The organism is Streptomyces sp. NPDC029292 (assembly GCF_055569295.1).
This window is the reverse complement of record NZ_JBVHXR010000005.1, coordinates 175,247-195,766: the sequence shown is the minus strand read 5'-3', so window position 1 is coordinate 195,766 and position 20,520 is coordinate 175,247. Positions and strand designations below refer to the sequence as shown.

Sequence of the window (20,520 nt, the reverse complement as noted above, 5' to 3'; positions counted from 1 at the left end):
GTCAGCGTGCGAGCCACCAGCCCTACGGAGCATCGGGGGATGCACATGAACAGCGTTCCGCAGCACCTGCTGAACGAGGACCGCCAGGAGTACGAGCGGATCCTCGATGAGGCGCTGCGCTCCGCACCACACCGCCCGGAACTCGCCGCTGTCGGCCAGCGGCTCAACCCCGAACAGCTGCGCACCATGGCGCTCAACGCCACCGCACTCATCACGGCGGCCGCGGCGACCGAGTACGCGCACTATGTGAAGGTCCGCGAGGAACTGCGCCAGCCGGCGCCGTCCACCCCAGCCGTGAGCGAGGCAACCGGCTCCGCGGAGCCGGGCGCGACCGCGCTGGGGCTCGCCACCACCGTGGGAGAGGTCTCCGAGACCGCCGGAGCGGGCGCCATCGCCGTCGTCTCGGTGCTCGCCCCCGTCCTCGCCGGAACAGCAGCCGTGATCTTCCTGCTCGTCGGGTACATCCTGAAGATGCTCGACCCCGAGCCGGCGATCGCCAAGACCCTTCTGACCACCGGGTGGGTCTTCGGCGCGGTCACGGCGGCCGCGATTCTGGTCGCCGCGGTCCTATTGCTGCTGACGGCACTGCGCAACGGCTCATCCTCGCTCCGGGCCGGGGCGCGCAGCGAGCTGAACGAACAGGTGACCCGGGCCGGAGAAGTCTGGCGCGAGGCCTTGCTGGAGCGCGGCATCCTGCCGTTCCTCCGCGAGGCACTCGCCGACCCGGGCTCCGCGGCACTGGGCCGTCCGACGCCGGCGCCGAGCCGCATCCCGCACCTCGGCTACAACCGGCCGGGGTTCAGCAGCCCCGACGGCGGACCCGCCGCCGGGCCGCGGCCCAGCTTCTCCAGCCCGGACTTCACGAGCCCGGACTTCGGAGGGCCGGAGCACCAGCCGGAGTGACGTCAGGGCCGGCCGTGTGCGGGGGCAGGGGCCGCGTGCGGGCGGTGTGCCGAGCGGTGTGCGGGGCCGTGTTCGGCAAGGGACCCGGGGCCCGCGCCGATACAGCGCGGGCCCGAACCGCTGTGCCACGTACGCTCGTACGCTCCCCGGCGGGGGCTCGGTCAGATGATGCCCAGCTGCCGTGCCGCGCTCGCCCAGGCCGGGAACTGGGACAGCAGCCGGTCGTACAGCTCCGGGTCCGGGACGCTGCTGATGTCGTCGACGGCGAAGAACCCGACGTTGTCGACGCGTCGGCCCGCCAGCGTGTCGAACCGTTCCAGCACGCCGTAGTTGGACCGCCCCAGACCCACGAACTGCCAGAAGATCGGCTCCTCCACCGCTTCCCGCAGCTGCTGCTCGATCTCCTTGTTGCGGTAGACGCCGCCGTCGGAGAAGAACAGCACCAGTGTTGGATCGGCCGCCGGGTGCTGTCGTACGTACGTACGAACTTCTGCGATCGCCTTCTGCTCCTCGTTCTGGATCCCGACCGCCCGCATGTCCACCTGCCCCGGCAGCAGTCCCTTCCGCGACTTCTTGCTCCGTCGGAACAGGCTCAGCTCACCGACCCTGACGTGCAGCTCCAGCCACTCGGGTAGTTCCCCGAGGCTCAGATCCGGCAGCCGTGCCGCGTGCGAGGCGAACGTCCACGCCTGCATCACCCCGTCGTCGTCCAACTGCGCGGCGACCGCGGCCATCCGCTCCACCACGTCGGCCACCACGCCCTTCGAGTACAGGAAGGACATCGACCCGGAGGCATCAAGGATCAGCACGACGCGCGCCGTGACCCCCTCCGCACCGTGCTTCCGCAGACTGACCGCCACCTGCTCCTTGCGCAGCGAGAGCCGCTTGCGCATGTCCACGGGCAACTGCTCCTCGCCTTTGGTGAAGCGTGGGGCGGACGCAGCCGCGGGCGGAGTCGTGGGCGGAGTGACAGCGGTGGTCGCGGGCGGGGCAGCGGGCGGAACCAGAGGGGTGGCTACAGGCGGGGCAGCGGGCGGACCGACAGGGGCGACCACAGGCGGGGGCGGCGGCGCAGACGCCGTGACACCAGGATCGTCGTCCACGCTGATGCCGAAGTCGGTGGCCAGACCCGCGAGTCCGGACGCGTAGCCCTGTCCGACGGCGCGGAACTTCCACTGGCCGCCCCGCAGATACAGCTCACCACCGATGAACGCCGTCTCCGTCGTGGCCTCCATCTCGAAACGCGCGAGTTCCTGGCGCGTCCCGGCGTCGAGCAGCCTCAGCGTCAGTCCGGTGAGATCCCCGAAGGTGCCGCCGTCGGCGGAGGCACACAGGACGACCCGCTCGATGTCCGGCTCCAGGGCGCGCAGGTCCACCTCGACCGTGTCCGTCGTGGCACCGGCATCCCGCTGCTTGCCGAGGTGGCGTACGGCACGGGAGGCATGCTGCGGCTGGTTGTAGAAGACGAAGTCCCCGTCGTCCCGCACCCGTCCATCCGCGCCGAGCAGCAGCGCCGAGGCATCGGCGTCCGGCGCATCTGCCCCCGCGGACCCCCCGGACCAGCCGAGCACGGCCTGCACCGCCTCGGCAGCGACGGGAAGGTTGGCGCCCTTGCTCATGGATGTCGACGTCATGCGCCCAGTCTGCCGACAGAACCCGTCCCCGGCCCCGGAGCCGTCCCCCGCACTTTCCTCACATCGAGCAGCCGCGGACCCCCGAGCGTGCGGGCGCTCCAGCCCCCTCATGAGCGCGCTAGGACTTCTTGTCCGGGCGATACAGCTTGATTTCCCCGTTGACAAAGAGGTGCACGTAACCGCACTGCCAGCAGATCAGCCCGGTGGCCGATTCGTCGGCCCACGCCAGGTTCATGAACTCCATCCCCGTGCTGTTGAGGAGCACGGTCCGATCGCGGAATAGGTCACTGCGGCAGACGTGGCAGGTGAGCCATATCTCGCCGAGTGCTGCTCGTACCGGTTTGCGCGCCATCGGCTGAACTCCTCCGGTCTGTCGTGAGGGGCGCAAGAGGCTACGGTGCCTCTGGCAACGGCCAGCCCGCACCGAGCCTCCACCGTGCATCAACGGCTGGCCCGCCATTGAATTCTCCGCTCCGAACATGATCGCGAAGCTCGGAGGTTGCTCAGATTTGCAAGGAACCTTTGCCCTCTACGCATCGGCGACGACAGGTTGACACATGATCAACGGGGGACCGGAAACGCCTGCCCAGCGTTTTTCTTGGCTAGGAATTCAAGGCTCTTTCTCCCGCCGAGCAGACGAAGTTCGTCGGATACCTCAATGGCCCCGAGGTCTTCAAGGCGTTCCTTGAAGAGGCCTCCGGACAGGGAGAGGCGGAGTCCTCAGGACCGGAGGGCGCGACCAGCCAGAAGCAGGTCACGAAGTACAACAAGGGCATGGAGTTCGTCACCGAGAACACCGTCACGCGTGAGGGCAACAAGGCTGTGGCCGAGTCGAGTTGGACCGCGGGTCAGCGGGAACCGAGCCCACGCTGAGACCGTCTGACAGGGAAAGATCGTCTACTCCGCTCTCACCGCGCGGATCGACAAGATTCAGAGCCTGGCCGCGGCGTGGGACGGAACCTGGACGGCTCCTTCAAGAACGGGTGAACTCATGTCACGGGCTGGCTGGGCCGCGTCCTACACATGGCGCACCACCGCGAGCGTGATCCTTTGCATGCCGACGCCGGCGAATCTGGCCACACAGCTCATGCCGGCGGCACCCAACAGTGCCACTCCCCTTGCCGCCGCATCCACCGCGATGATGGCTTTCATCGGATGGCGAGTTGATCCGGCCAATCGCAGCACCTACCTCACCATTCTGCGAATCGTTGTCATCTGCTGCGCATTCAGCCTCGCCCTCTCGCTGATTCTGCTGGGAACTTCTCCATCCGAGTACGGGTCAGTCATCGGCGAGTGAGTTGTTGTGCCGGCATCTTCCCAGAGGGGAGGCATCCGGAATTCGGATGCCTCCCCCGGGCTTTCCCAGAGGCTGACGCTTCCCCACCTCACATGGGGGGCGATCAGTCGGCCAGCGGCAAATACACCCTGTTCCCGCTCGCCGCGAACTCCTTGGACTTCTGGGCCATGCCCTCTTCAATCTCCACCTGCGAACCACCGTGCTCGCGACGGATGTCCTGGGAGATCTTCATCGAGCAGAACTTCGGCCCGCACATGGAGCAGAAGTGGGCCGTCTTGGCGGGCTCGGCCGGCAGTGTCTCGTCATGGAACTCCCGTGCCGTGTCCGGGTCGAGGGCCAGGTTGAACTGGTCCTCCCACCGGAACTCGAAGCGGGCGTCGGACAGCGCGTCATCCCATTCCTGCGCACCTGGGTGCCCCTTGGCGAGGTCGGCTGCGTGGGCGGCGATCTTGTAGGTGATGACGCCGGTCTTGACGTCGTCACGGTTGGGCAGGCCCAAGTGCTCCTTGGGCGTGACATAGCAGAGCATGGCCGTGCCCCACCAGGCGATCATCGCGGCACCGATGCCGGAGGTGATGTGGTCGTACGCCGGCGCGACGTCCGTCGTCAGCGGGCCGAGCGTATAGAACGGAGCTTCATCACAGATCTCCTGCTGAAGGTCGATGTTCTCCTTGATCTTGTGCATCGGGACATGTCCCGGGCCCTCGATCATGGTCTGTACATTGAAACGCTTCGCGATCGTGTTGAGTTCCCCGAGTGTCCTCAACTCCGCGAACTGCGCTGCGTCGTTGGCGTCCGCGATCGACCCGGGACGCAGTCCGTCGCCGAGCGAGTAGGTGACGTCGTACGCGGCGAGGATCTCGCAGAGTTCCTCGAAGTTCTCGTAGAGGAACGATTCCTTGTGGTGTGCCAGGCACCAGGCCGCCATGATCGAGCCGCCACGCGAGACGATGCCGGTCTTGCGGTTCGCGGTGAGCGGCACGTACGGCAGGCGCACGCCCGCGTGGACCGTCATGTAATCCACGCCCTGCTCGGCCTGCTCGATGACCGTGTCCTTGTAGATCTCCCAGGTCAGCTCCTCGGCGCGGCCGTCGACCTTCTCCAGTGCCTGGTACAGCGGCACCGTGCCGATGGGGACGGGGGAGTTGCGCAGGACCCATTCCCGCGTGGTGTGGATGTTGCGGCCGGTGGACAGGTCCATGACCGTGTCGGCGCCCCATCGGGTCGCCCAGGTCATCTTCTCGACCTCCTCCTCGATGGAGGAGGTGACCGCGGAGTTGCCGATGTTGGCGTTGACCTTCACCAGGAATCGCTTGCCGATGATCATCGGCTCGATCTCCGGGTGGTTGACGTTCGCGGGCAGTACCGCGCGCCCCGCGGCGATCTCCTCGCGTACGACCTCCGGGTCGACGTTCTCGCGGACCGCCACGAACTCCATCTCGGGCGTGATCTCGCCACGGCGGGCGTACGCGAGCTGGGTGACCGCCTCTCCGGGGCGGCCCCGGCGCGGCTGACGCGGCCGCCCCGGGAAGACCGCGTCGAGGTTGCGCAGGCCCCCGCGCGGTGCGGTGTGCTTGATTCCGTCGTCCTCGGGGCGGACGGGGCGGCCCGCGTACTCCTCGGTGTCGCCGCGGGCAATGATCCAGTTCTCGCGCAGCGGTGCGAGACCCCTGCGTACGTCGGTGTCGACGGTCGGATCGGTGTACGGGCCGGAGGTGTCGTACAGCGTGACGGACTGCCCGTTGGTGAGGTGCACCTGACGGACCGGCACGCGCAGATCGGGGCGTGAACCCCCGACATACGCCTTGTGCCAGCCGATGGACTTCCCGGCCTCGCCACTCTCGATCGGGGCAGCCGCCCCACCGTTCTCGGTCGGAGCGGGCGCCCCGTCCGTCTGGCTGGAGGCAGGCGTGCGTACGTCCTTGTTGGTCATGAGACCTACTCCCTACGCCGGCATTACCCGGTAACAGGTTCGGCGGTCGACGCAGCGGCTTCCGTCCGCCGATGTTTCATGTGAAACATCGCTGGGACGAAGGTCAGCGCCCTCTCAGCCCGGTGCTCCGAGCTCCCGCGTGTGCAAAGGTGCCTCCACGCTAGCGTCATATCTGGCGCGGTGAACAGAGGGCCCCCGCCGTTCTTGCGATGATCGGTCGGTGACCACAATGCAGCAGCCCCCGTTCCCGCCGTCTGAGCCGCCGCGCCGACCCGGCTCCGGTGACGGCCATGGACACGGCTCCGGCGACGGCCGTGGACACGGACCGGGCAGCGGCCACGGCCCGGGACCCGGCGATGGGCACGGGCAGGACCAGGGGCCCGGGGACGGGCACGGGCAGGGGCCCGCTGACGGTCACGGCCACTCGCACAGTCACAGTCATGGCCCCGCCGCCCCCGTCTCGAAGCACCTGCGCAAGGTCATCGCCGCCGTGCTGATTCCCTTCGCGGCCGCGGTCGTCGTGGGCCTGGCCGTGCTCTGGCCCGGCGGTGCCCCGTCCCACGAGCGCACCGGCGTCGGCTTCGACCGGCAGACCCAGCAGGCGACGGTCACCAAGGTCGACAAGGTGGACTGCAAGTCCGTGAACGCCTCGGGGGAGACCCCGACCGGCGACACCTCCACCGCCGAGGGCTCCTCCGCGCAGCAACAGGCGACGGGCGACTGCAAGAAGGCGACGATCCGGGTCGACACCGGCAAGGACAAGGGCCGTACGTTCACCGAGATCGTCCAGCCGGACCAGTCACGGCAGTTGCATCAGGGCGAGAAGGTCGTCGTCGCGTACGAGCCTTCCGCTCCCAAGGACTTGCAGTACTCGGTCACCGACGTGAACCGGAAGTTCCCCATGGCGCTGCTCGCCGGGATCTTCGCACTGGTCGTGGTGGTGGTGGGCAGGATGCGGGGCGTCATGGCGCTCGTCGCGCTGGCCGTCAGTTTCCTGATCCTGACGTTCTTCATCCTGCCCGCGATCCTGCAGGGCTCGAACCCGCTGGTCGTGGCGGTCGTCGGGGCCAGCGCCATCATGCTGATCGCGCTCTACATGTGCCACGGCCTCTCGGCCCGTACATCAGTGGCGGTACTCGGCACGCTTCTCTCGCTGGTGCTGATCGGCCTGCTGGGCTCGGGGTTCATCGACTGGGCCGCGCTGACCGGCAACACGGACGACAACACCGGCCTGATCCACGGCTTGTATCCGTCCATCGACATGAGCGGTCTGCTGCTCGCGGGCGTCATCATCGGTTCGCTCGGTGTGCTCGACGATGTGACGGTGACGCAGACGTCCGCGGTCTGGGAGCTGCACGAGGCGAATCCGACGATGGGCTGGCGGGGGCTGTACCGCGCGGGCATCCGGATCGGCCGCGACCACATCGCGTCGGTCGTCAACACACTCGTCCTGGCGTACGCGGGCGCCGCGCTGCCGCTGCTGCTGCTCTTCTCGATCGCGCAGAGCAGCGTGGGCGCGGTCGCCAACAGTGAGCTGGTCGCCGAGGAGATCGTGCGCACCCTGGTCGGCTCGATCGGTCTGGTCGCCTCGGTGCCGGTGACCACCGCGCTGGCCGCCCTGGTGGTCTCCGCGGACCGTCCGGGGGCTCCGGCCGGTCCTGCCGAGCCTGTGGGAACCAGAACGCCGGCACGCGGTGGGAAGGGCCGCCGCCGCAAGCGCTGAGTCTCCCTGCGCCCACGCGACTTGAGAGGAAGCGTTACTCCACTTGGGCGGGTGGCTGCGTTCAGCCCGCGCTCTGCTCCTCCGCCAGAATGCGGTCCAGCGCCTCGTCGAGGTGACTGTCGAAGTCAGCCAGGGAGCGTTCCTGCCCCAGGGGCACCAGCTTGTCGGTGCGATCGAGGAACGCCACGAGTGGCGCCGCTCCGGACCGGAACAGCGCGTGGTCGCCGCCCACCTGAAGCCGGATCAGCACCTCGCCGAATGCCTCCGGGTCGGCGGGCGCAATGTGCACATCGCCGTCGCCGCACGGCCTGCCCACGCCGTCGATCAGCAGCTCCCGGCCGAACGCCCAGGTCACGGGCGCATCGCCGGGCAAATGGAAGGTCAGCCGCACGGCGTACGGATCACAGGTCTCGTATCGCAGCTCCACCGGAATGCGGAAGGAGAGCTCCTCCGACACGAGGAAGCTCATCATGACCTCTGCCTGTACCGACTCGCGCATCGCCTACCCCGTCGTTTGCCGTCGACTGGCCAGGAATCGTCCGCCTGACACTGCTGGAATCTTGCTCAACGTACACACCAGATCACAAGGAGTGAGTTTTCAGATACTGATAGAGATGGCGAGCGTCCCTAGCAGCCTGCCGATCTCACTCTGCAGCCGTTGTGCGGCGGGTAGTAGTCGGTCGGCCTGGTGAGAAGGCACAGAAATGGCCATTGTCGCGGCGGTTGAGCCGACGGTGATGGGAATCGCCGCGCAGACTGTGCCCAGCGCGTACTCCTGCCGCTCGACGACGGGCTCCATCCGCCCCGTCCGCTCCAGGCGTCGCAACAGACCGTCGTTGTCACGCACCGTGTACGGAGTGATCGACTGCACCGGATAGCGGTCTAGGTGGTCCCGGCGGGCCTTGTCATCCAGCTGGGACAGCAGGCACTGGCCGATCGCGTGGGCGTGCCCGGTCTCCCGGAAGTCGGCCCACTCCTCGACCGCGGGATTCCCCGGGGTGTCGGCGACGCACATGACCTCGATCTCGCCCTCGCGGTAGACCGCGTAGTACACGGGTACACCGATCGCATCGCGCCAGTGGGCGAGCGCCTCGGTCACCTTGCCGCGACGTTTCTGCTGGGCTCCGCTGCTGCTCAGCCGCACGGCGGCCTCACCGAGGAAGAACAGCCCCTTCTCACGGCGCAGATAGCCCTCGTGCGCCAGAGTGCGCAGCAGGTGGTACGCCGTCGGCAGCGCGAGCCCGGCCTCCCGGGCGAGCTGCTTGGCGGGCGCCCCGTGCTCACGCGAAGCGACGGCCTCCAGAAGGCGCATCGCCCGCTGCACGGAGCCGATCAGGGTCGTGGGGTGCGGCTCCAGGGCCGCCGCCGTGGGAGGGGTGCGCTGTTCCGGGCGCGTGCCGTGTGCCTCCGCCGGCGATGTGCGCGGCTGGGCGGGCGGGACACATGGCCCCGCGGGCGCACCGGACCGCTGGACCGGTGGAACGTGGGAATTTGCGGGTGCGGTGTCAACCGTGGCCAAGGGGCACTCCCTGAGCGCGAGGGGGACCGCCCGTGCGGGGACACGGGAGGGGGCTGTGCGCTGCCCGCGGGGGTCGACCCCGCGTCGAATTCCGGACCTTAACCGCCCGCCACCGCTCGCAGACGGCCTCGCCGGAAAACTTCCCTCGGCCGAGGGAACCTCGGGTTCCCTTTACCGGCCTGCCCGTTACCGATCGCTCACCCTCTCACGCCTCACCAGTCACTGCGCGAGGACGAGCTCGACATGAACTTCCGCACGATGTAGATCAGTCCGCCGACCAGCGCGACGAAGACCAGCGCCTTGAAGAGCAGGCCGATCACAAAACTGAGCACGCTGACTATCACCGTGCCGAACACGACCAGGGCGATGACCGGCACCGCGACCCACTTCACCCACCACGGCATACCCGTGAAGATCTCTCGCATCGCCCTCGTCCTTACCTCTCCGCCCGTCGCCCCAAGTCCAGGACACTGATTCCGGGTTCTCCAATGTTCTGCGTTCGATGCTAGAGCCCAGAGGGGGCCCAACAGGGGCCTCGCACCCCTTGTCCTCCCCTGACCGTCCCCCTAGGGAACCCTGAGAGGGGGGTCAGCTCTCGGGCGGAGAGAACACCACCAGAACCCTCAGGTCCTCGGTGATGTGGTGGAACTTGTGGGCCACCCCCGCGGGTACGTAGACGACGCTGCCGCGCGCCACCTGGGTGGTCTCGAGACCGACCGTGATCGAGGCGCGTCCGCTCACCACGAAGTACACCTCGTCCTGCTGGTGCGGCTTCTGTGAGTCGAGTTCGCCCGCGTCGAGGGCATACAGGCCGACCGACATGTTGCGCTCGCGCAGAAACTGCAGGTAGGCACCGTCGTTGGCGGCGCGTTCCGCCTCAAGTTCATCCAGCCGGAATGCCTTCATCGCCCTCGTCCGCTCTCGTACGCCGCAGGCTGTTTCCACAGCCATGGTCGCCAGTCGATCTCTTCTGCCACGATCAGACACATGAAGAATTTCGTAGTCAAGACGCTCGCCAACGCGGGGGCCCTGGCCGTCGCGGTCTGGCTGCTCGACAAGATCACCCTGACGGGTGGCAGCACCGGCAAGAAGGTCGGCACGCTGCTGCTCGTCGCGCTGGTCTTCGGCCTGGTCAACTTCCTCGTCAAGCCGATCGTGAAGGTGCTGACCTTCCCGCTCTTCATCCTCACGCTCGGCCTGATCACCCTCGTGGTCAACGCCCTGATGCTGCTGCTCACCTCATGGCTGGCCGACAAGCTCGACCTGAGTTTCCACGTGGAGGGCTTCTGGACCGCCGTCGTGGGCGGCCTGATCATCTCCGTCGTGTCCTGGGCGCTCAACGTCGTCCTGCCCGACGGCAAGGACTGAGTGCTCCCATGCCCTATCGCGTCTGCTTCGTCTGCACCGGCAACATCTGCCGCTCGCCGATGGCCGAATCCGTCTTCCGCGCCCGCATGGAAGAGGCCGGGCTCGACGGCCTGGTCGAGGTCGACAGCGCGGGCACGGGCGGCTGGCACGAGGGCGACGAAGCCGACTCGCGCACCGTCGCCATACTGGAGGCGGGCGGCTACGAGAGCGGCCACGCGGCCCGCCAGTTCCAGGCCTCGTGGTTCGCCCGCCTCGACCTCGTCATCGCCCTCGACTCCGGCCATCTGAAGGCCCTGCGCCGCCTCGCGCCCACTCCCGAGGACGCGGACAAGGTCCAGTTGCTGCGGTCGTACGACCCCACCGCGGGCGACGATCTGGACGTCCCCGATCCGTATTACGGACATATGGACGGCTTCGAGGAGTGTCTTGAGATGGTGGAGGCGGCGAGCCCCGGACTGCTCGCCGCGGTACAGAAGCAAGTGGAGGGACGAGCGATATGACGTCAGGGGATTTCGTCACGGGGACAGGTGACGGCACACGCGCGGTGCGGGCCGGGCTGCCCGAACCCGTCAAGTACGAGCCGACGCTTCCGGGCCCGGTGTTCGCCGCGCACTTCCATCTGCCGGGCGAGCCGACCGGCCCGTACACGTACGGCCGTGACGAGAACCCGACCTGGACGCTCCTGGAGCGCGCCATCGGCGAGCTGGAGGCCCCCGGACAGGACGGCGTCGTCACGCTCGCCTTCCCCTCGGGCATGGCCGCCATCTCGGCCGTGCTCTTCTCCCAGCTGCGCGCCGGGGACGTCGTGGTTCTGCCCGACGACGGCTACCAGGTGCTGCCGCTGGTCCGCGAGCAGCTGACCGCGTACGGCATCGAGGTGCGCACCGCCCCGACCGGCGGCGACGCCCAGCTCGAGGTGCTCGACGGCGCGAAGCTGCTGTGGATCGAGACGCCGTCGAACCCGGGCCTCGACGTGTGCGACGTACGGCGGCTCGTCGCGGCGGCCCATGCCCAGGGCACCCTCGTCGCCGTCGACAACACCCTGGCGACCCCGCTCGGGCAGCGCCCGCTGGAGCTGGGCGCCGACTTCACCGTGGCCAGCGGCACCAAGATGCTCACCGGGCACGGCGACATCCTCCTGGGATACGTCACCGCACGCGACGCCGCTCTGATGGCTCCCGTACGACGCTGGCGGAAGATCGTCGGAGCGATCCCCGGGCCGATGGAAGCCTGGCTGGCGCACCGTTCGCTCGCCACGCTCCAACTGCGTGCCGACCGGCAGAACGCCAACGCCCTGGCGATCGCCGAGGCGCTGCGGGAGCGGCCGGAGGTGACCGGGCTGCGTTATCCGGGGCTGCCCGACGATCCCTCGTACAAGATCGCTTCGCAGCAGATGCGGCGCTTCGGGTGTGTGGTGTCCTTCACGCTACCCACGCGCGCGCGGGCCGACCGTTTTCTCGACGCGCTGCGTCTGGTGGACGACGCGACGAGCTTCGGCGGGGTGCGGTCCACGGCCGAACGACGCGGCCGGTGGGGCGGGGACGCGGTGCCGGAAGGCTTCATCCGCTTCTCGGCCGGCGCCGAGGATCCCGAGGACTTGGTGGCGGACGTGTTGCGGGCCCTCGACGAGTCCGCGGAGTAAGCCCTTCCTGAGTGACCGGTGAGTACGCGGCTGCGCGGGTCCGGGTCGCAGGATTAGTACCTCGCTACGTACAACGGACGGTCCGAGCCTCCCCCCTCGTGGCTCGGACCGTCCCGGTTCTGCGCGCGAAGAACCGCGCGAACAAGGCTAGTTGACTCTGTGTCAGTGTCCAATCACAGTAGCGACAGAGACCTATCGACTTATTTATAGTTGGGGCTCGCGCGGGGGTGCTGGGAGGGGAGGGGCACGATGGATTTGGCCTTGCTGCGCACTTTTGTGACGGTGCACCGGGCCGGTTCCTTCACCCGAGCCGCCGCGCTGCTCGGACTCTCGCAGCCGGCCGTCACTTCGCAGATCCGCACGCTGGAGCGGCAGTTGGGGCGGCCCCTGTTCCTGCGCCAGGCCCGAGGGGTGACCCCCACGACCATCGGCGACGAGCTCGCCCACAAGGCTGCGCCGCATCTCGACGCTCTGGTGGAGATCGCCGAGGCCGGGCTCGACGAGGACTCCTCCTTACGCACCCTGCATCTCACCGGGCCACCGGAGTTCACCGCAGAACGGGCCCTGCCCGCGCTGACGGAGCTGACGGGCGACGACGGTCAGGGGTTCGCGCTGCGCGCCTCCTTCGGGAATGCCGAGGAGACGCTGGAGGGACTCGCCGCCGGACATCATGATCTGGCCATCACCACGGCCCGCCCGCGTGGTGCCCTGCTCACCGCGACTCCGCTCTGCGACGAGGAGCACGTCCTGGTCGCGTCCCCGCGCTGGGCCGCCCGCATCGGCCCGGGCAAACTGCGCCGCAAGGGCGCGCACGCGCTGGAGAACTTCCCCGTCGTCGAGGTGCACGAGTCGCTGCCGCTCGTCGCCCGCTACTGGGCTTCCGTCTTCGACTCCCGCCCGGCCGCCTCGGGCACCGTCGTCGTCCCCGACCTGCGCGCGGTGCTCGCCTGCGCCGCCGCGGGCGCGGGCCTGGCCGTGCTGCCGCGGTATCTGTGCGCCGCCGCCCTGGAACGCGGCGCCGTCGTGGCGCTCCTCGACCCGGCGGTGCCCCCGCTGCGTACCTACTTCCTGGTGGTCCGCACCGGGACGCTGGCCATGCCGCATATCGCGCGGGCGCATGAGTGGCTGCTGCGTGCCGCGACCGACTGGTCCTGAGGCTCCTCCTGAGCCTCTCGGGGCTTCGCGATGTTTCACGTGGAACCAGCCGGGCCACATTTCTCCCATGACCGTCCGACCCGTGGTCAAGCGCACCGCCCGCGCCATCCTGCTCGATGGCGCCGACCTGATTCTGATCAAACGCACCAAGCCCGGCGTCGATCCCTACTGGCTCACACCGGGTGGCGGGGTCGAGCCGGAGGACACAACTGTCGTCGACGCGCTCCACCGTGAAGTGCACGAGGAACTCGGCGCCAAGATCACCGATGTGGTGCCCTGCTTCGTCGACACCGTGGAGCACATCGGAGACGACGGCGGCGCGACCGGCGTGAAAGTGCAGCACTTCTTCGTCTGCCGTCTGGAGTCCATGGACCCGGCCCAACGGCACGGCCCCGAGGTGGACGACCCATGCGGCGAGTACGAGATCGTCCGGGTGCCGTTCACCCGGGTCGGGATCGCCTCCGTCCACCTCGTACCGCTGTCTTTGCGGCACTATCTCGACGGGAACATCGAAGGGGTAAGGGCGATGCACGCGCCTGACCTTGGCTGACGCACCTCTCCTACGGGCTGTTGCGGGGCTTGTCCCAAGGGGCGGCCCCGGTCAGTCCCCGGCGGCGACGAGTTCCTCCACCGAGTCGTGGCGTATGCGGTCGGACGGGATGCCGATGTCCCTCAGGGCGTCCACACCGCTGCGGATCATCCCGGGCGGACCCGAGAGATACGCGTCGTACTCGTTCCACGGCCCGTATTCGCGTACGACGTCGGGCAGCTGGAGATGAGCCTGCTGATCGACGACGGGGCGCACCGCGAGCCACGGGTGGCTCTGCTGAAGCCGCAGCATCGTGTCGATGTCGTACAGGTCGTGATCGGTGCGGGCGCCGTAGAAGACCTCGACCGGGCGGCGCTCCCCGTGCTCGGCGACATCCTCGACGAGCGCCTTGATGGGCGCTATCCCGGTGCCGCCGCCCAGACAGAGCAGTCCGCTGTCGGTGGTGTGGTCGACGGTCATCGAACCGGCGGGCGGGCCGAGCCGGATGATGTCGCCGGGACGGGCGCGGTGCACCAGCGCATTGGACACCCAGCCCGCCGGTACCGCCTTCACGTGGAACGACAACAGCCCGTCGGAGCGCGGCGCCGACGCGAACGAGTAGTGCCGCCAGATCCGCGGCCACCACGGCGTCTCCAGGCTCGTGTACTGCCCGGCGAGGAAGGGGTACGGCTGGTCGGGGCGGACGGTGATCACCGCGATGTCCGGGGTCCTGAGATCGTGCGAGACCACCTCGGCGTACCACCAGGCCGGGGCACGCAACTCGTCCGCCGCCGCCGCGTCGATCATGACCTGGGAGATCGTCGTGTACGCGCGGACCCAGGCTGCCTCGGTCTCGGCGTCCCAGATCGCCGAGGCATACCGGCTGAGTGAACCGATGAGGCACTCGCCGACCGCCGGGTAGTGCTCGGGCCGGGTGCCGTACTTGCGGTGTCCACGGCCGAGGTTCTGCAGATACGCGACGAGGACCTCGGTGTTGTCGATGTGCTCGGCAGCCGTCAGCAAGGCCTTGAGCAGCCGGTCCCGCTGCGTGTCCATGGCGGCGGGGAACAGCGACCGCAGTTCCGGGTGGCGCACGAAGAGCAGTGCGTAGAAGTAGGAGGTGACCTTGTCGGCGACGGGGCCGGCCTCGGCCATGGTCCGACGGATCAGTATGGCGTCGGGGGACGCCTCCGGAGTGGGGGCGGGCCGTTGGGCGGGCACCCGCGGCTCCATCCCGGGATCAGCCTGCGCAGAGCCGTGTACGGGCTGCTGTGGCCCCGCCTGCGGCCGTACGGCTTCGTGGGCGGGCTCCGGATCAGGGTGCCGCGCCTCGGCCGGTGGCGCCCCGTAGGGCCGTGCCTGAGTTGGTGCCGCTTCGTAGGGCCGTGCGTCAGCCGGAGTCGCCTGTTCGGGCCGCCTCTGGGCCGGTGTTGCCTCGTGGGGCGTCGGTGCCGTTTCCACGGGTGGGGATATTCGTTCCTGCTCCGACGTTCCCTGCCCCGGGGCAGGACGGCCGACTGGACGCATCGCGGCCAGCCGACGACCGTCGGCTGCTGCCTCCCGCTCCCCGCCGGAAGGCGCAGGATCCTTGCGAGGCGTGAACCAGCCGCCCCCGCCGTTGCCCCCGGAAGTGCCGTTGTCGGCCGACATGGTGGTCGGAGCGTCCATGGTGTGCCTCGCCTCGAACATCTTTCGGTCGGTCTGCGCACTTCCGCGGTCGGAAGATGCCTGCTTTCCCCCGCAGACGGCTTGCTTTCTTTACTCGTTCAGTCCCCGTCGGCCAATGCGGCCACATTGAACCCGGATTCCCGCTCGCTACGGACAAGTAAGGCGAGAATGTGACATTGACCGCACTACTCTCACCGCAGCATCCCACCTCGGGCCGGCGCCCGGCCGCATAACGGAAAATGCGGGTCTTCGATCTCTCCGTCCCGTTAGGCTGCATTGGCCTGCGTTCGTGCCCCCACGAGACGTGCGTACATCACGGCGGACGCGAACCGGACTCGACCATACCGGCAGCCGCCCCACACACAAGTCCCCCCTTGCTTCAGCACGAATTCGCGGGCCGAACCAGCAATTGCCTCAATTACCGGGCGCGCCGCACCAATTCATAGGCATCCCACAGATCGCGCCCCACGTAGGAGTGGGTGGCGAGGCCCGCCAGATGCCGGTCCGCATTGACCGCAACGGACACAGGCACCGCCCCGAACAGGTCCTTGTCCGACAGCGAGTCGCCGTAGGCGATGCAATCGGCTCGCTCCACCCCGAACACTTCACACAGCCGGTCCGCGATCTGCACCTTGGCCGCAGCGCTGAGAACCCCCTCCGGATCCACCGGCTCGGTGAAGGGCACGGAGGGGAAACGCGAGCCGTACGCCGCATGCGCTCCCCAAGTCGTCAGCCGTTCCACGAAGAAGGAGGGCGACAACGAGACGACGGCGCAGAAGTCGCCGTTCTCCCGGATCTCCGCCCAGACGTCCTCGATGCGAGACAGCCACGGCGCTCCCTCGAAGGCGGCTGTCACATGTGCCTCCGTGAGCTCCGTCCACAGGGCATGCACCCGCGTCGCGTACTCCGGAGGACCTATGAGTCCGTCGGAGATCGCCTCATCGAGCGCCACGGTCTCGGCTTCGAGCCCGAGCTGTCGTGAGATCTCCACCGGTGCTGTGCTTCCGTGCAGCAGTGTCCCGTCGAGGTCGAAGAGGTGAAGTCGTGTCATGTCCGCCGAGGCTAGTGGCAGCGCCTGTCCCCCTCGGCGATCCCAGCTGTTGATCCACGCCGTTTCACGTGAAACATCTGTCCGCGCACTGTGCGGTTGTGCACGACATGGCCAAAAGCGCGTACGTCTCCCCGCAAAGAGGTGGACGTCAGGGGTACGTGTCAGACAGCCTGACCTGCGTGTCGACACCTTCCCTCTCCGCTCTGCCCATCCGTCGTCTGACGCGTCGCGATCTCACCGCTTGCGCCGACTTGTCCGAGGACCGGGGGTGGCCCCGCGAAGAACACAAGTGGGGTCTGCTCCTCGCGGCGGGGACCGGATACGGCATCGACGACCCCGAAGGCGGCCTCATCACCGCCTGCGTCGTGACCGAGTACGGACCGCGGGAGCGCCCTGATCTGGGTGCGATCGGCATGGTGCTGGTGGCCGAGCGGCATACCCGCCAGGGGGTGGGCCGCAGGCTGATGCGGCATGTCATGGCGGAGATGGGGACCACCCCACTGACCCTGCACGCGACTCCGTACGGTCGTCCGCTCTACGAGGAGCTGGGCTTCAAAGTCACCGGCCGAGCCGAGATGGTCCGTGGACGCTTCATCCCTGGCGGGCCAGGGCCCGAGGTCTTCACCCGCCCGGCCACGGCCGAGGATCTCCCGGCGATCCTCCGGCTCGACGAGGAGATCTTCGGTTCCGACCGCACCCATGTGATCACGCGACTGCCCGCCTTCTCCGACCAGCTGCGCGTGGCCGAGGAAAACGGGCGGATCGTCGGCTACGCGTCCGCCTGGCCCAACATGGACAACCATGTGGTGGGTCCGCTGATCGCCCGTGACACGAAGACCGCGAAGTCACTCATCGCCTCGCTGGCCGCCCACACGGACCGCCCGCTGCGCACCGACATCGACGTACGGCACGAAGAGCTGCTGTCCTGGGTGAAGGAGCACGGGCTGGCCTCCACCAGCTTCAATGCGGTGATGACGTACGGAGTTTCGGAGCTGCCCGGGGACTGGTCACGACGCTTCGCTCCGCTGACGGTGGCGGCGGGCTGAGACAGCCGCAGACGTTCATCCCTGAAGAGCTCATCGACGCTCACACGTACAAGGAAGCGTCGGTCCCCCGCGAGAGACGGGGGACCGACGCTTCTGTGCTGCGGCGCGGTCAGGCGAGAGCCGCCACGGCGGCGACGGCGAAGCCGTGGTCCTGATCCGGCATGCCCCCGCCGACCCCGATCGCACCGATCAGGCGGCCGTCGCGGTGGACCGGCACACCGCCCGCGAGGAACAACAGCGGCCGGTCGAGCGCGGTGGGCAGAGTGTGGAAGAGGCCGCCAGGCTGGACCGCGTCGACGAGGTCGGCGGTGGCAGAGTCCAGCTGGAGTGCCGTGTACGCCTTGCGGGTGCTGGTCTCTCCGGAGATCAGCACGGCCTGGTCGTCGCGGCGGAAGGCGAGCAGATGCCCGCCCGCGTCGAGGACGGTGACGCTGGCCTTGACCCCGGCGGCTTCGGCGGCGCGGCGGGCCGCGGTGACGAGAACCTCGGCGTCCTCGATGGTCAGCGGGGCGACAGCAGTGGTGGTGCTCATGAGGGGGTTTCTCCTTATGGGTGGTGCTGAGTCGAGCGGGTGCGTGGACGGCCGTGGTCCCGCACCGGGCTCGGCCCGGTCAGTGGTGAACGGCGGCGCGCCGTTCGGCGGGCGATCCCCCGGCAACGACAGTGCTGGAGGCGCCCGCACGGCGTTCCAGTGCGGCCGAGAGGACGGCGAGGACGAGCGCGCTCGCTGCGAGGACGACGCCGACCCAGTTGGGGGCGGTGTAGCCCAGGCCCGCCGCGATGACGATGCCGCCGAGCCAGGCCGAGAGGGCGTTGCCGAGGTTGAAGGCGCCGATGTTCACGGCCGAGGCCAGCGTGGGGGCGCCGTGCGCCTGGTCGAGGACGCGCTTCTGCAGCGGCGGAACGGTCGCGAAGCCGAGGGCACCGATCAGAGCGATCGTGACGGCCGCCAGGAACTTGTTGTGCGCCGTGACGGTGAACAGGGCGAGCACGACGGCGAGGCCGCCCAGGGAGACGTACAGCATCGGCATCAGAGCGCGGTCCGCGAACTTGCCGCCGATCAGGTTCCCGCCGACCATACCGAGGCCGAAGAGGACCAGCAGCCAGGTGACGGAGCCGTCGGCGAAGCCCGCGACGTGCGTCATCATCGGTGCGATGTAGGTGATGGCCGCGAAGACGCCGCCGAAGCCGAGCACGGTCATCGCCATGGCCAGCAGAACCTGGACGTTCTTGAAGGCGGCCAGCTCGTGACGGAGGTGTACGCCTTCGGGCTTCGGCATCTCGGGGACCAGCTTGGCGATGCCCAGGAGCCCGATCACACCGAGCGCGGCGACACCCGCGAAGGTGACGCGCCAGCCCACGGACTGCCCGATCAGTGTGCCCAGGGGGACACCGACGACGTTGGCGATCGTCAGACCGCTGAACATCATGGCGATCGCGCCGGCCTTCTTCTCGGGCGCCACCAGCTCGGCGGCAACCACCGAGCCAATGCCGAAGAAGGCTCCGTGCGCGAGGGAGGCGACCACCCGGCCCGCCAGCATCAGTCCGAAGGTCGGGGCGATGGCGGAGAGCAGGTTGCCGAGGACGAACAGCCCCATCAGCAGCAACAGCATCCGCTTGCGGGACACCTTCGTGCCGAGCGCGGTCATGATCGGGGCACCGATCACGACGCCGAGGGCATAGCCGGTCACCAGTAGTCCGGCGGTGGGGATGGAGACACCGAAGTCACCGGCGACCTCGGGCAGCACACCCATGATCACGAACTCGGTGGTTCCGATTCCGAAGGCCCCGATCGCGAGGGCCAGAAGCGCGAGAGGCATGGTGGAGGACACCTTCCCAGACGATTGCAGGAGCGCTTTGCGTGCGTCCACAATAGTTGCACACGCGGGCAATCCGCAACAGCAGGCTATTGCGCTTGTGCTCTATCCTGGGTTTCAGCCGCTCCGGGACGGAGGAAAACGCCATGACAGCCACGGACCCCGCGCTCACCGCCCTCGCTCAGGGCTGGTGTGCTCTCTCCCTGCTGCACGGGAGGATCGAGGCCCACATCGAGCGCGCACTGCAGGCCAAGCACGACCTGAGCGTGCGCGAGTACTCCCTGCTCGACGTGCTAAGTCGGCAGCACGACGGCGTCGGCGGTCATCTGCAGATGAAGCAGGTGGCGGACGCGGTCGTCCTCAGCCAGAGCGCCACCACCCGGCTCGTCACCCGGCTCGAGGACCGCGGGCTGCTCTCCCGCTATCTGTGCCCGACCGACCGTCGCGGCATCTACACGGACGTCAGCGAGGCGGGCCTCAAGCTTCTCGAAGAGGCGCGGCCCACCAACGACGCCGCCCTGCGTGAGGCGCTCGACGAAGCGGCCAAGAACCCGGAGCTGGCCCCCCTGGTCCGGGTCGTGGAGTCGGCGAGCGTGCCTGCGTAGATCACGCGCTCGGGGGCTGCACCCTCATAGGGTGCGGCCATGGCAGATCTTGAGATACGAGCCGCTGTCGCGGACGACGTGCCCGCCATTGTCGCGATGCTCGCGGACGACCCGCTGGGCGCCCAGCGGGAATCGCCGGACGACCTGACCCCGTATCTGGCGGCCCTGGAACGCCTGAGTGCCGACCCGAACCAACACCTGGTCGTCGCCGTGCGCGAAGGCCGCGTCGTGGGCACCCTTCAACTCACCGTGATTCCCGGGCTCTCCCGCAAGGGAGCGACCCGCTCGATCATCGAAGGCGTACGCATCCACGCCGACGAACGCGGCAGCGGCCTCGGCACACAGCTCATCGAGTGGGCAATCGACGAATCCCGGCGTCAGGACTGCCAGTTGGTCCAGCTGACTTCCGACGTCACCCGCACCGACGCACATCGCTTCTACGAGCGGCTCGGCTTCACGGCCTCACACGTGGGCTTCAAGCTGCCGCTCTGATAAAAAGCCTCTGCACACGCCGAGAAGCGGGGGGGGTTTGCGGGGGGCACCCCCGCCTCTCTTCCTTCCCGCACCTCCCCGATGCCCCGCCCCCCCCCCGGGTCCACCCCACCCCACACCAAAACAACCCCATCCTCC

The 20,520-nt window shown here is 68.5% G+C and carries 22 protein-coding genes; 11 read left to right on the top strand and 11 right to left on the bottom strand.

Annotated features, from left to right (window positions below):
* Window positions 1–39: 39 nt before the first annotated feature.
* Window positions 40–903 carry a hypothetical protein gene (locus tag ACZ4WS_RS14325; protein WP_467980280.1) on the top strand — a complete coding sequence of 288 codons (864 nt, stop codon included), beginning with the start codon at window positions 40–42 and terminating at the stop codon, window positions 901–903.
* A 161-nt stretch (window positions 904–1,064) separates the two neighbouring features.
* Here the strand turns inward: ACZ4WS_RS14325 and ACZ4WS_RS14320 are convergent, their stop codons facing one another.
* Both ACZ4WS_RS14320 and ACZ4WS_RS14315 read right to left on the bottom strand, forming a co-directional pair.
* Complete coding sequence (locus ACZ4WS_RS14320; protein ID WP_467980278.1) at window positions 1,065–2,537, bottom strand: VWA domain-containing protein; 1,473 nt, start codon at window positions 2,535–2,537, stop codon at window positions 1,065–1,067.
* A gap of 118 nt (window positions 2,538–2,655) precedes the next feature.
* The gene (locus tag ACZ4WS_RS14315) at window positions 2,656–2,889 is read right to left on the bottom strand and encodes a hypothetical protein (protein WP_467980276.1); all 234 of its coding nucleotides are present in this window, start codon (window positions 2,887–2,889) and stop codon (window positions 2,656–2,658) included.
* A 702-nt stretch (window positions 2,890–3,591) separates the two neighbouring features.
* Between ACZ4WS_RS14315 and ACZ4WS_RS14310 the strand changes: the two genes are divergently transcribed.
* Window positions 3,592–3,834 carry a hypothetical protein gene (locus tag ACZ4WS_RS14310; RefSeq protein WP_467980274.1) on the top strand — a complete coding sequence of 81 codons (243 nt, stop codon included), beginning with the start codon at window positions 3,592–3,594 and terminating at the stop codon, window positions 3,832–3,834.
* A gap of 103 nt (window positions 3,835–3,937) precedes the next feature.
* Here ACZ4WS_RS14310 and thiC read toward each other — a convergent pair whose 3' ends face one another.
* Complete coding sequence (gene thiC, locus ACZ4WS_RS14305) at window positions 3,938–5,767, bottom strand: phosphomethylpyrimidine synthase ThiC (RefSeq protein WP_467980272.1); 1,830 nt, start codon at window positions 5,765–5,767, stop codon at window positions 3,938–3,940.
* A gap of 220 nt (window positions 5,768–5,987) precedes the next feature.
* Here thiC and ACZ4WS_RS14300 point away from each other — a divergent pair, with 220 nt between their 5' ends.
* On the top strand, window positions 5,988–7,490 hold the full coding sequence (locus ACZ4WS_RS14300; RefSeq protein WP_467980270.1) for a YibE/F family protein: 1,503 nt from the start codon (window positions 5,988–5,990) through the stop codon (window positions 7,488–7,490).
* A gap of 61 nt (window positions 7,491–7,551) precedes the next feature.
* Here the strand turns inward: ACZ4WS_RS14300 and ACZ4WS_RS14295 are convergent, their stop codons facing one another.
* The 4 genes from ACZ4WS_RS14295 to ACZ4WS_RS14280 all read right to left on the bottom strand — a co-directional run bounded on the left by ACZ4WS_RS14295 (window position 7,552) and on the right by ACZ4WS_RS14280 (window position 9,915).
* Window positions 7,552–7,989, bottom strand: a complete 438-nt coding sequence (locus tag ACZ4WS_RS14295) for an SsgA family sporulation/cell division regulator (RefSeq protein ID WP_467980268.1) — start codon at window positions 7,987–7,989, stop codon at window positions 7,552–7,554.
* A 99-nt stretch (window positions 7,990–8,088) separates the two neighbouring features.
* Window positions 8,089–8,826 carry an IclR family transcriptional regulator gene (locus ACZ4WS_RS14290; protein WP_467980534.1) on the bottom strand — a complete coding sequence of 246 codons (738 nt, stop codon included), beginning with the start codon at window positions 8,824–8,826 and terminating at the stop codon, window positions 8,089–8,091.
* A gap of 395 nt (window positions 8,827–9,221) precedes the next feature.
* Complete coding sequence (locus ACZ4WS_RS14285) at window positions 9,222–9,434, bottom strand: DUF5326 family protein (RefSeq protein ID WP_467980266.1); 213 nt, start codon at window positions 9,432–9,434, stop codon at window positions 9,222–9,224.
* 163 nt (window positions 9,435–9,597) lie between these two features.
* A complete protein-coding gene (locus ACZ4WS_RS14280) occupies window positions 9,598–9,915 on the bottom strand; it encodes a cupin domain-containing protein (protein WP_327430046.1) in 318 nt (105 codons plus the stop codon).
* An 81-nt stretch (window positions 9,916–9,996) separates the two neighbouring features.
* On the opposite strand from ACZ4WS_RS14280, the gene ACZ4WS_RS14275 reads away from it, so the two are divergent.
* The 5 genes from ACZ4WS_RS14275 (at window position 9,997) to ACZ4WS_RS14255 (ending at window position 13,724) form a co-directional block, all read left to right on the top strand.
* Window positions 9,997–10,377, top strand: coding sequence for a phage holin family protein (locus tag ACZ4WS_RS14275; protein ID WP_467980264.1), 381 nt, complete (start codon window positions 9,997–9,999; stop codon window positions 10,375–10,377).
* 8 nt (window positions 10,378–10,385) lie between these two features.
* Complete coding sequence (locus ACZ4WS_RS14270; protein ID WP_467980262.1) at window positions 10,386–10,877, top strand: low molecular weight protein-tyrosine-phosphatase; 492 nt, start codon at window positions 10,386–10,388, stop codon at window positions 10,875–10,877.
* Complete coding sequence (locus ACZ4WS_RS14265; RefSeq protein ID WP_467980261.1) at window positions 10,874–12,019, top strand: cystathionine gamma-lyase; 1,146 nt, start codon at window positions 10,874–10,876, stop codon at window positions 12,017–12,019. Before ACZ4WS_RS14270 ends, ACZ4WS_RS14265 begins: the two co-directional genes overlap by 4 nt.
* Before the next feature lie 249 nt (window positions 12,020–12,268).
* Entirely contained in the window at window positions 12,269–13,174 is a 906-nt protein-coding gene (locus tag ACZ4WS_RS14260; RefSeq protein WP_467980259.1) for a LysR family transcriptional regulator, read from the top strand.
* 67 nt (window positions 13,175–13,241) lie between these two features.
* Window positions 13,242–13,724 (top strand): NUDIX domain-containing protein, encoded by a 483-nt coding sequence (locus ACZ4WS_RS14255; RefSeq protein WP_467980257.1) that lies wholly within the window; start codon window positions 13,242–13,244, stop codon window positions 13,722–13,724.
* Between the two features lie 51 nt (window positions 13,725–13,775).
* Here ACZ4WS_RS14255 and ACZ4WS_RS14250 read toward each other — a convergent pair whose 3' ends face one another.
* On the bottom strand, window positions 13,776–15,392 hold the full coding sequence (locus ACZ4WS_RS14250; RefSeq protein ID WP_467980255.1) for a globin domain-containing protein: 1,617 nt from the start codon (window positions 15,390–15,392) through the stop codon (window positions 13,776–13,778).
* A 397-nt stretch (window positions 15,393–15,789) separates the two neighbouring features.
* A complete protein-coding gene (locus tag ACZ4WS_RS14245) occupies window positions 15,790–16,422 on the bottom strand; it encodes an HAD family hydrolase (RefSeq protein WP_467980253.1) in 633 nt (210 codons plus the stop codon).
* Window positions 16,423–16,601: 179 nt separating this feature from the next.
* Between ACZ4WS_RS14245 and ACZ4WS_RS14240 the strand changes: the two genes are divergently transcribed.
* Window positions 16,602–17,468, top strand: coding sequence for a GNAT family N-acetyltransferase (locus tag ACZ4WS_RS14240; RefSeq protein ID WP_467980251.1), 867 nt, complete (start codon window positions 16,602–16,604; stop codon window positions 17,466–17,468).
* Between the two features lie 109 nt (window positions 17,469–17,577).
* On the opposite strand, the gene ACZ4WS_RS14235 is transcribed toward ACZ4WS_RS14240, so the two are convergent.
* Together ACZ4WS_RS14235 and ACZ4WS_RS14230 are read right to left on the bottom strand one after the other, a co-directional pair.
* Window positions 17,578–18,000 carry a GlcG/HbpS family heme-binding protein gene (locus ACZ4WS_RS14235; RefSeq protein WP_467980249.1) on the bottom strand — a complete coding sequence of 141 codons (423 nt, stop codon included), beginning with the start codon at window positions 17,998–18,000 and terminating at the stop codon, window positions 17,578–17,580.
* Window positions 18,001–18,079: 79 nt separating this feature from the next.
* A complete protein-coding gene (locus ACZ4WS_RS14230; protein ID WP_467980247.1) occupies window positions 18,080–19,288 on the bottom strand; it encodes an MFS transporter in 1,209 nt (402 codons plus the stop codon).
* Between the two features lie 143 nt (window positions 19,289–19,431).
* Between ACZ4WS_RS14230 and ACZ4WS_RS14225 the strand changes: the two genes are divergently transcribed.
* Window positions 19,432–19,890: a MarR family winged helix-turn-helix transcriptional regulator gene (locus ACZ4WS_RS14225; protein ID WP_467980245.1), complete on the top strand. Its 459-nt coding sequence runs from the start codon at window positions 19,432–19,434 to the stop codon at window positions 19,888–19,890.
* A 39-nt stretch (window positions 19,891–19,929) separates the two neighbouring features.
* Window positions 19,930–20,382 (top strand): GNAT family N-acetyltransferase, encoded by a 453-nt coding sequence (locus tag ACZ4WS_RS14220; protein ID WP_467980243.1) that lies wholly within the window; start codon window positions 19,930–19,932, stop codon window positions 20,380–20,382.
* Window positions 20,383–20,520: the final 138 nt, after the last annotated feature.

Coding starts and splice junctions, on each gene's coding strand:
- ACZ4WS_RS14325 (WP_467980280.1), top strand. CDS start 40: ATGCACATGAACAGCGTTCCGCAGCACCTGCTGAACGAGGACCGCCAG.
- ACZ4WS_RS14320 (WP_467980278.1), bottom strand. CDS start 2,537: ATGACGTCGACATCCATGAGCAAGGGCGCCAACCTTCCCGTCGCTGCC.
- ACZ4WS_RS14315 (WP_467980276.1), bottom strand. CDS start 2,889: ATGGCGCGCAAACCGGTACGAGCAGCACTCGGCGAGATATGGCTCACC.
- ACZ4WS_RS14310 (WP_467980274.1), top strand. CDS start 3,592: ATGCCGACGCCGGCGAATCTGGCCACACAGCTCATGCCGGCGGCACCC.
- thiC (WP_467980272.1), bottom strand. CDS start 5,767: ATGACCAACAAGGACGTACGCACGCCTGCCTCCAGCCAGACGGACGGG.
- ACZ4WS_RS14295 (WP_467980268.1), bottom strand. CDS start 7,989: ATGCGCGAGTCGGTACAGGCAGAGGTCATGATGAGCTTCCTCGTGTCG.
- ACZ4WS_RS14285 (WP_467980266.1), bottom strand. CDS start 9,434: ATGCGAGAGATCTTCACGGGTATGCCGTGGTGGGTGAAGTGGGTCGCG.
- ACZ4WS_RS14280 (WP_327430046.1), bottom strand. CDS start 9,915: ATGAAGGCATTCCGGCTGGATGAACTTGAGGCGGAACGCGCCGCCAAC.
- ACZ4WS_RS14275 (WP_467980264.1), top strand. CDS start 9,997: ATGAAGAATTTCGTAGTCAAGACGCTCGCCAACGCGGGGGCCCTGGCC.
- ACZ4WS_RS14270 (WP_467980262.1), top strand. CDS start 10,386: ATGCCCTATCGCGTCTGCTTCGTCTGCACCGGCAACATCTGCCGCTCG.
- ACZ4WS_RS14265 (WP_467980261.1), top strand. CDS start 10,874: ATGACGTCAGGGGATTTCGTCACGGGGACAGGTGACGGCACACGCGCG.
- ACZ4WS_RS14260 (WP_467980259.1), top strand. CDS start 12,269: ATGGATTTGGCCTTGCTGCGCACTTTTGTGACGGTGCACCGGGCCGGT.
- ACZ4WS_RS14255 (WP_467980257.1), top strand. CDS start 13,242: ATGACCGTCCGACCCGTGGTCAAGCGCACCGCCCGCGCCATCCTGCTC.
- ACZ4WS_RS14250 (WP_467980255.1), bottom strand. CDS start 15,392: ATGTTCGAGGCGAGGCACACCATGGACGCTCCGACCACCATGTCGGCC.
- ACZ4WS_RS14245 (WP_467980253.1), bottom strand. CDS start 16,422: ATGACACGACTTCACCTCTTCGACCTCGACGGGACACTGCTGCACGGA.
- ACZ4WS_RS14235 (WP_467980249.1), bottom strand. CDS start 18,000: ATGAGCACCACCACTGCTGTCGCCCCGCTGACCATCGAGGACGCCGAG.
- ACZ4WS_RS14230 (WP_467980247.1), bottom strand. CDS start 19,288: ATGCCTCTCGCGCTTCTGGCCCTCGCGATCGGGGCCTTCGGAATCGGA.
- ACZ4WS_RS14225 (WP_467980245.1), top strand. CDS start 19,432: ATGACAGCCACGGACCCCGCGCTCACCGCCCTCGCTCAGGGCTGGTGT.
- ACZ4WS_RS14220 (WP_467980243.1), top strand. CDS start 19,930: ATGGCAGATCTTGAGATACGAGCCGCTGTCGCGGACGACGTGCCCGCC.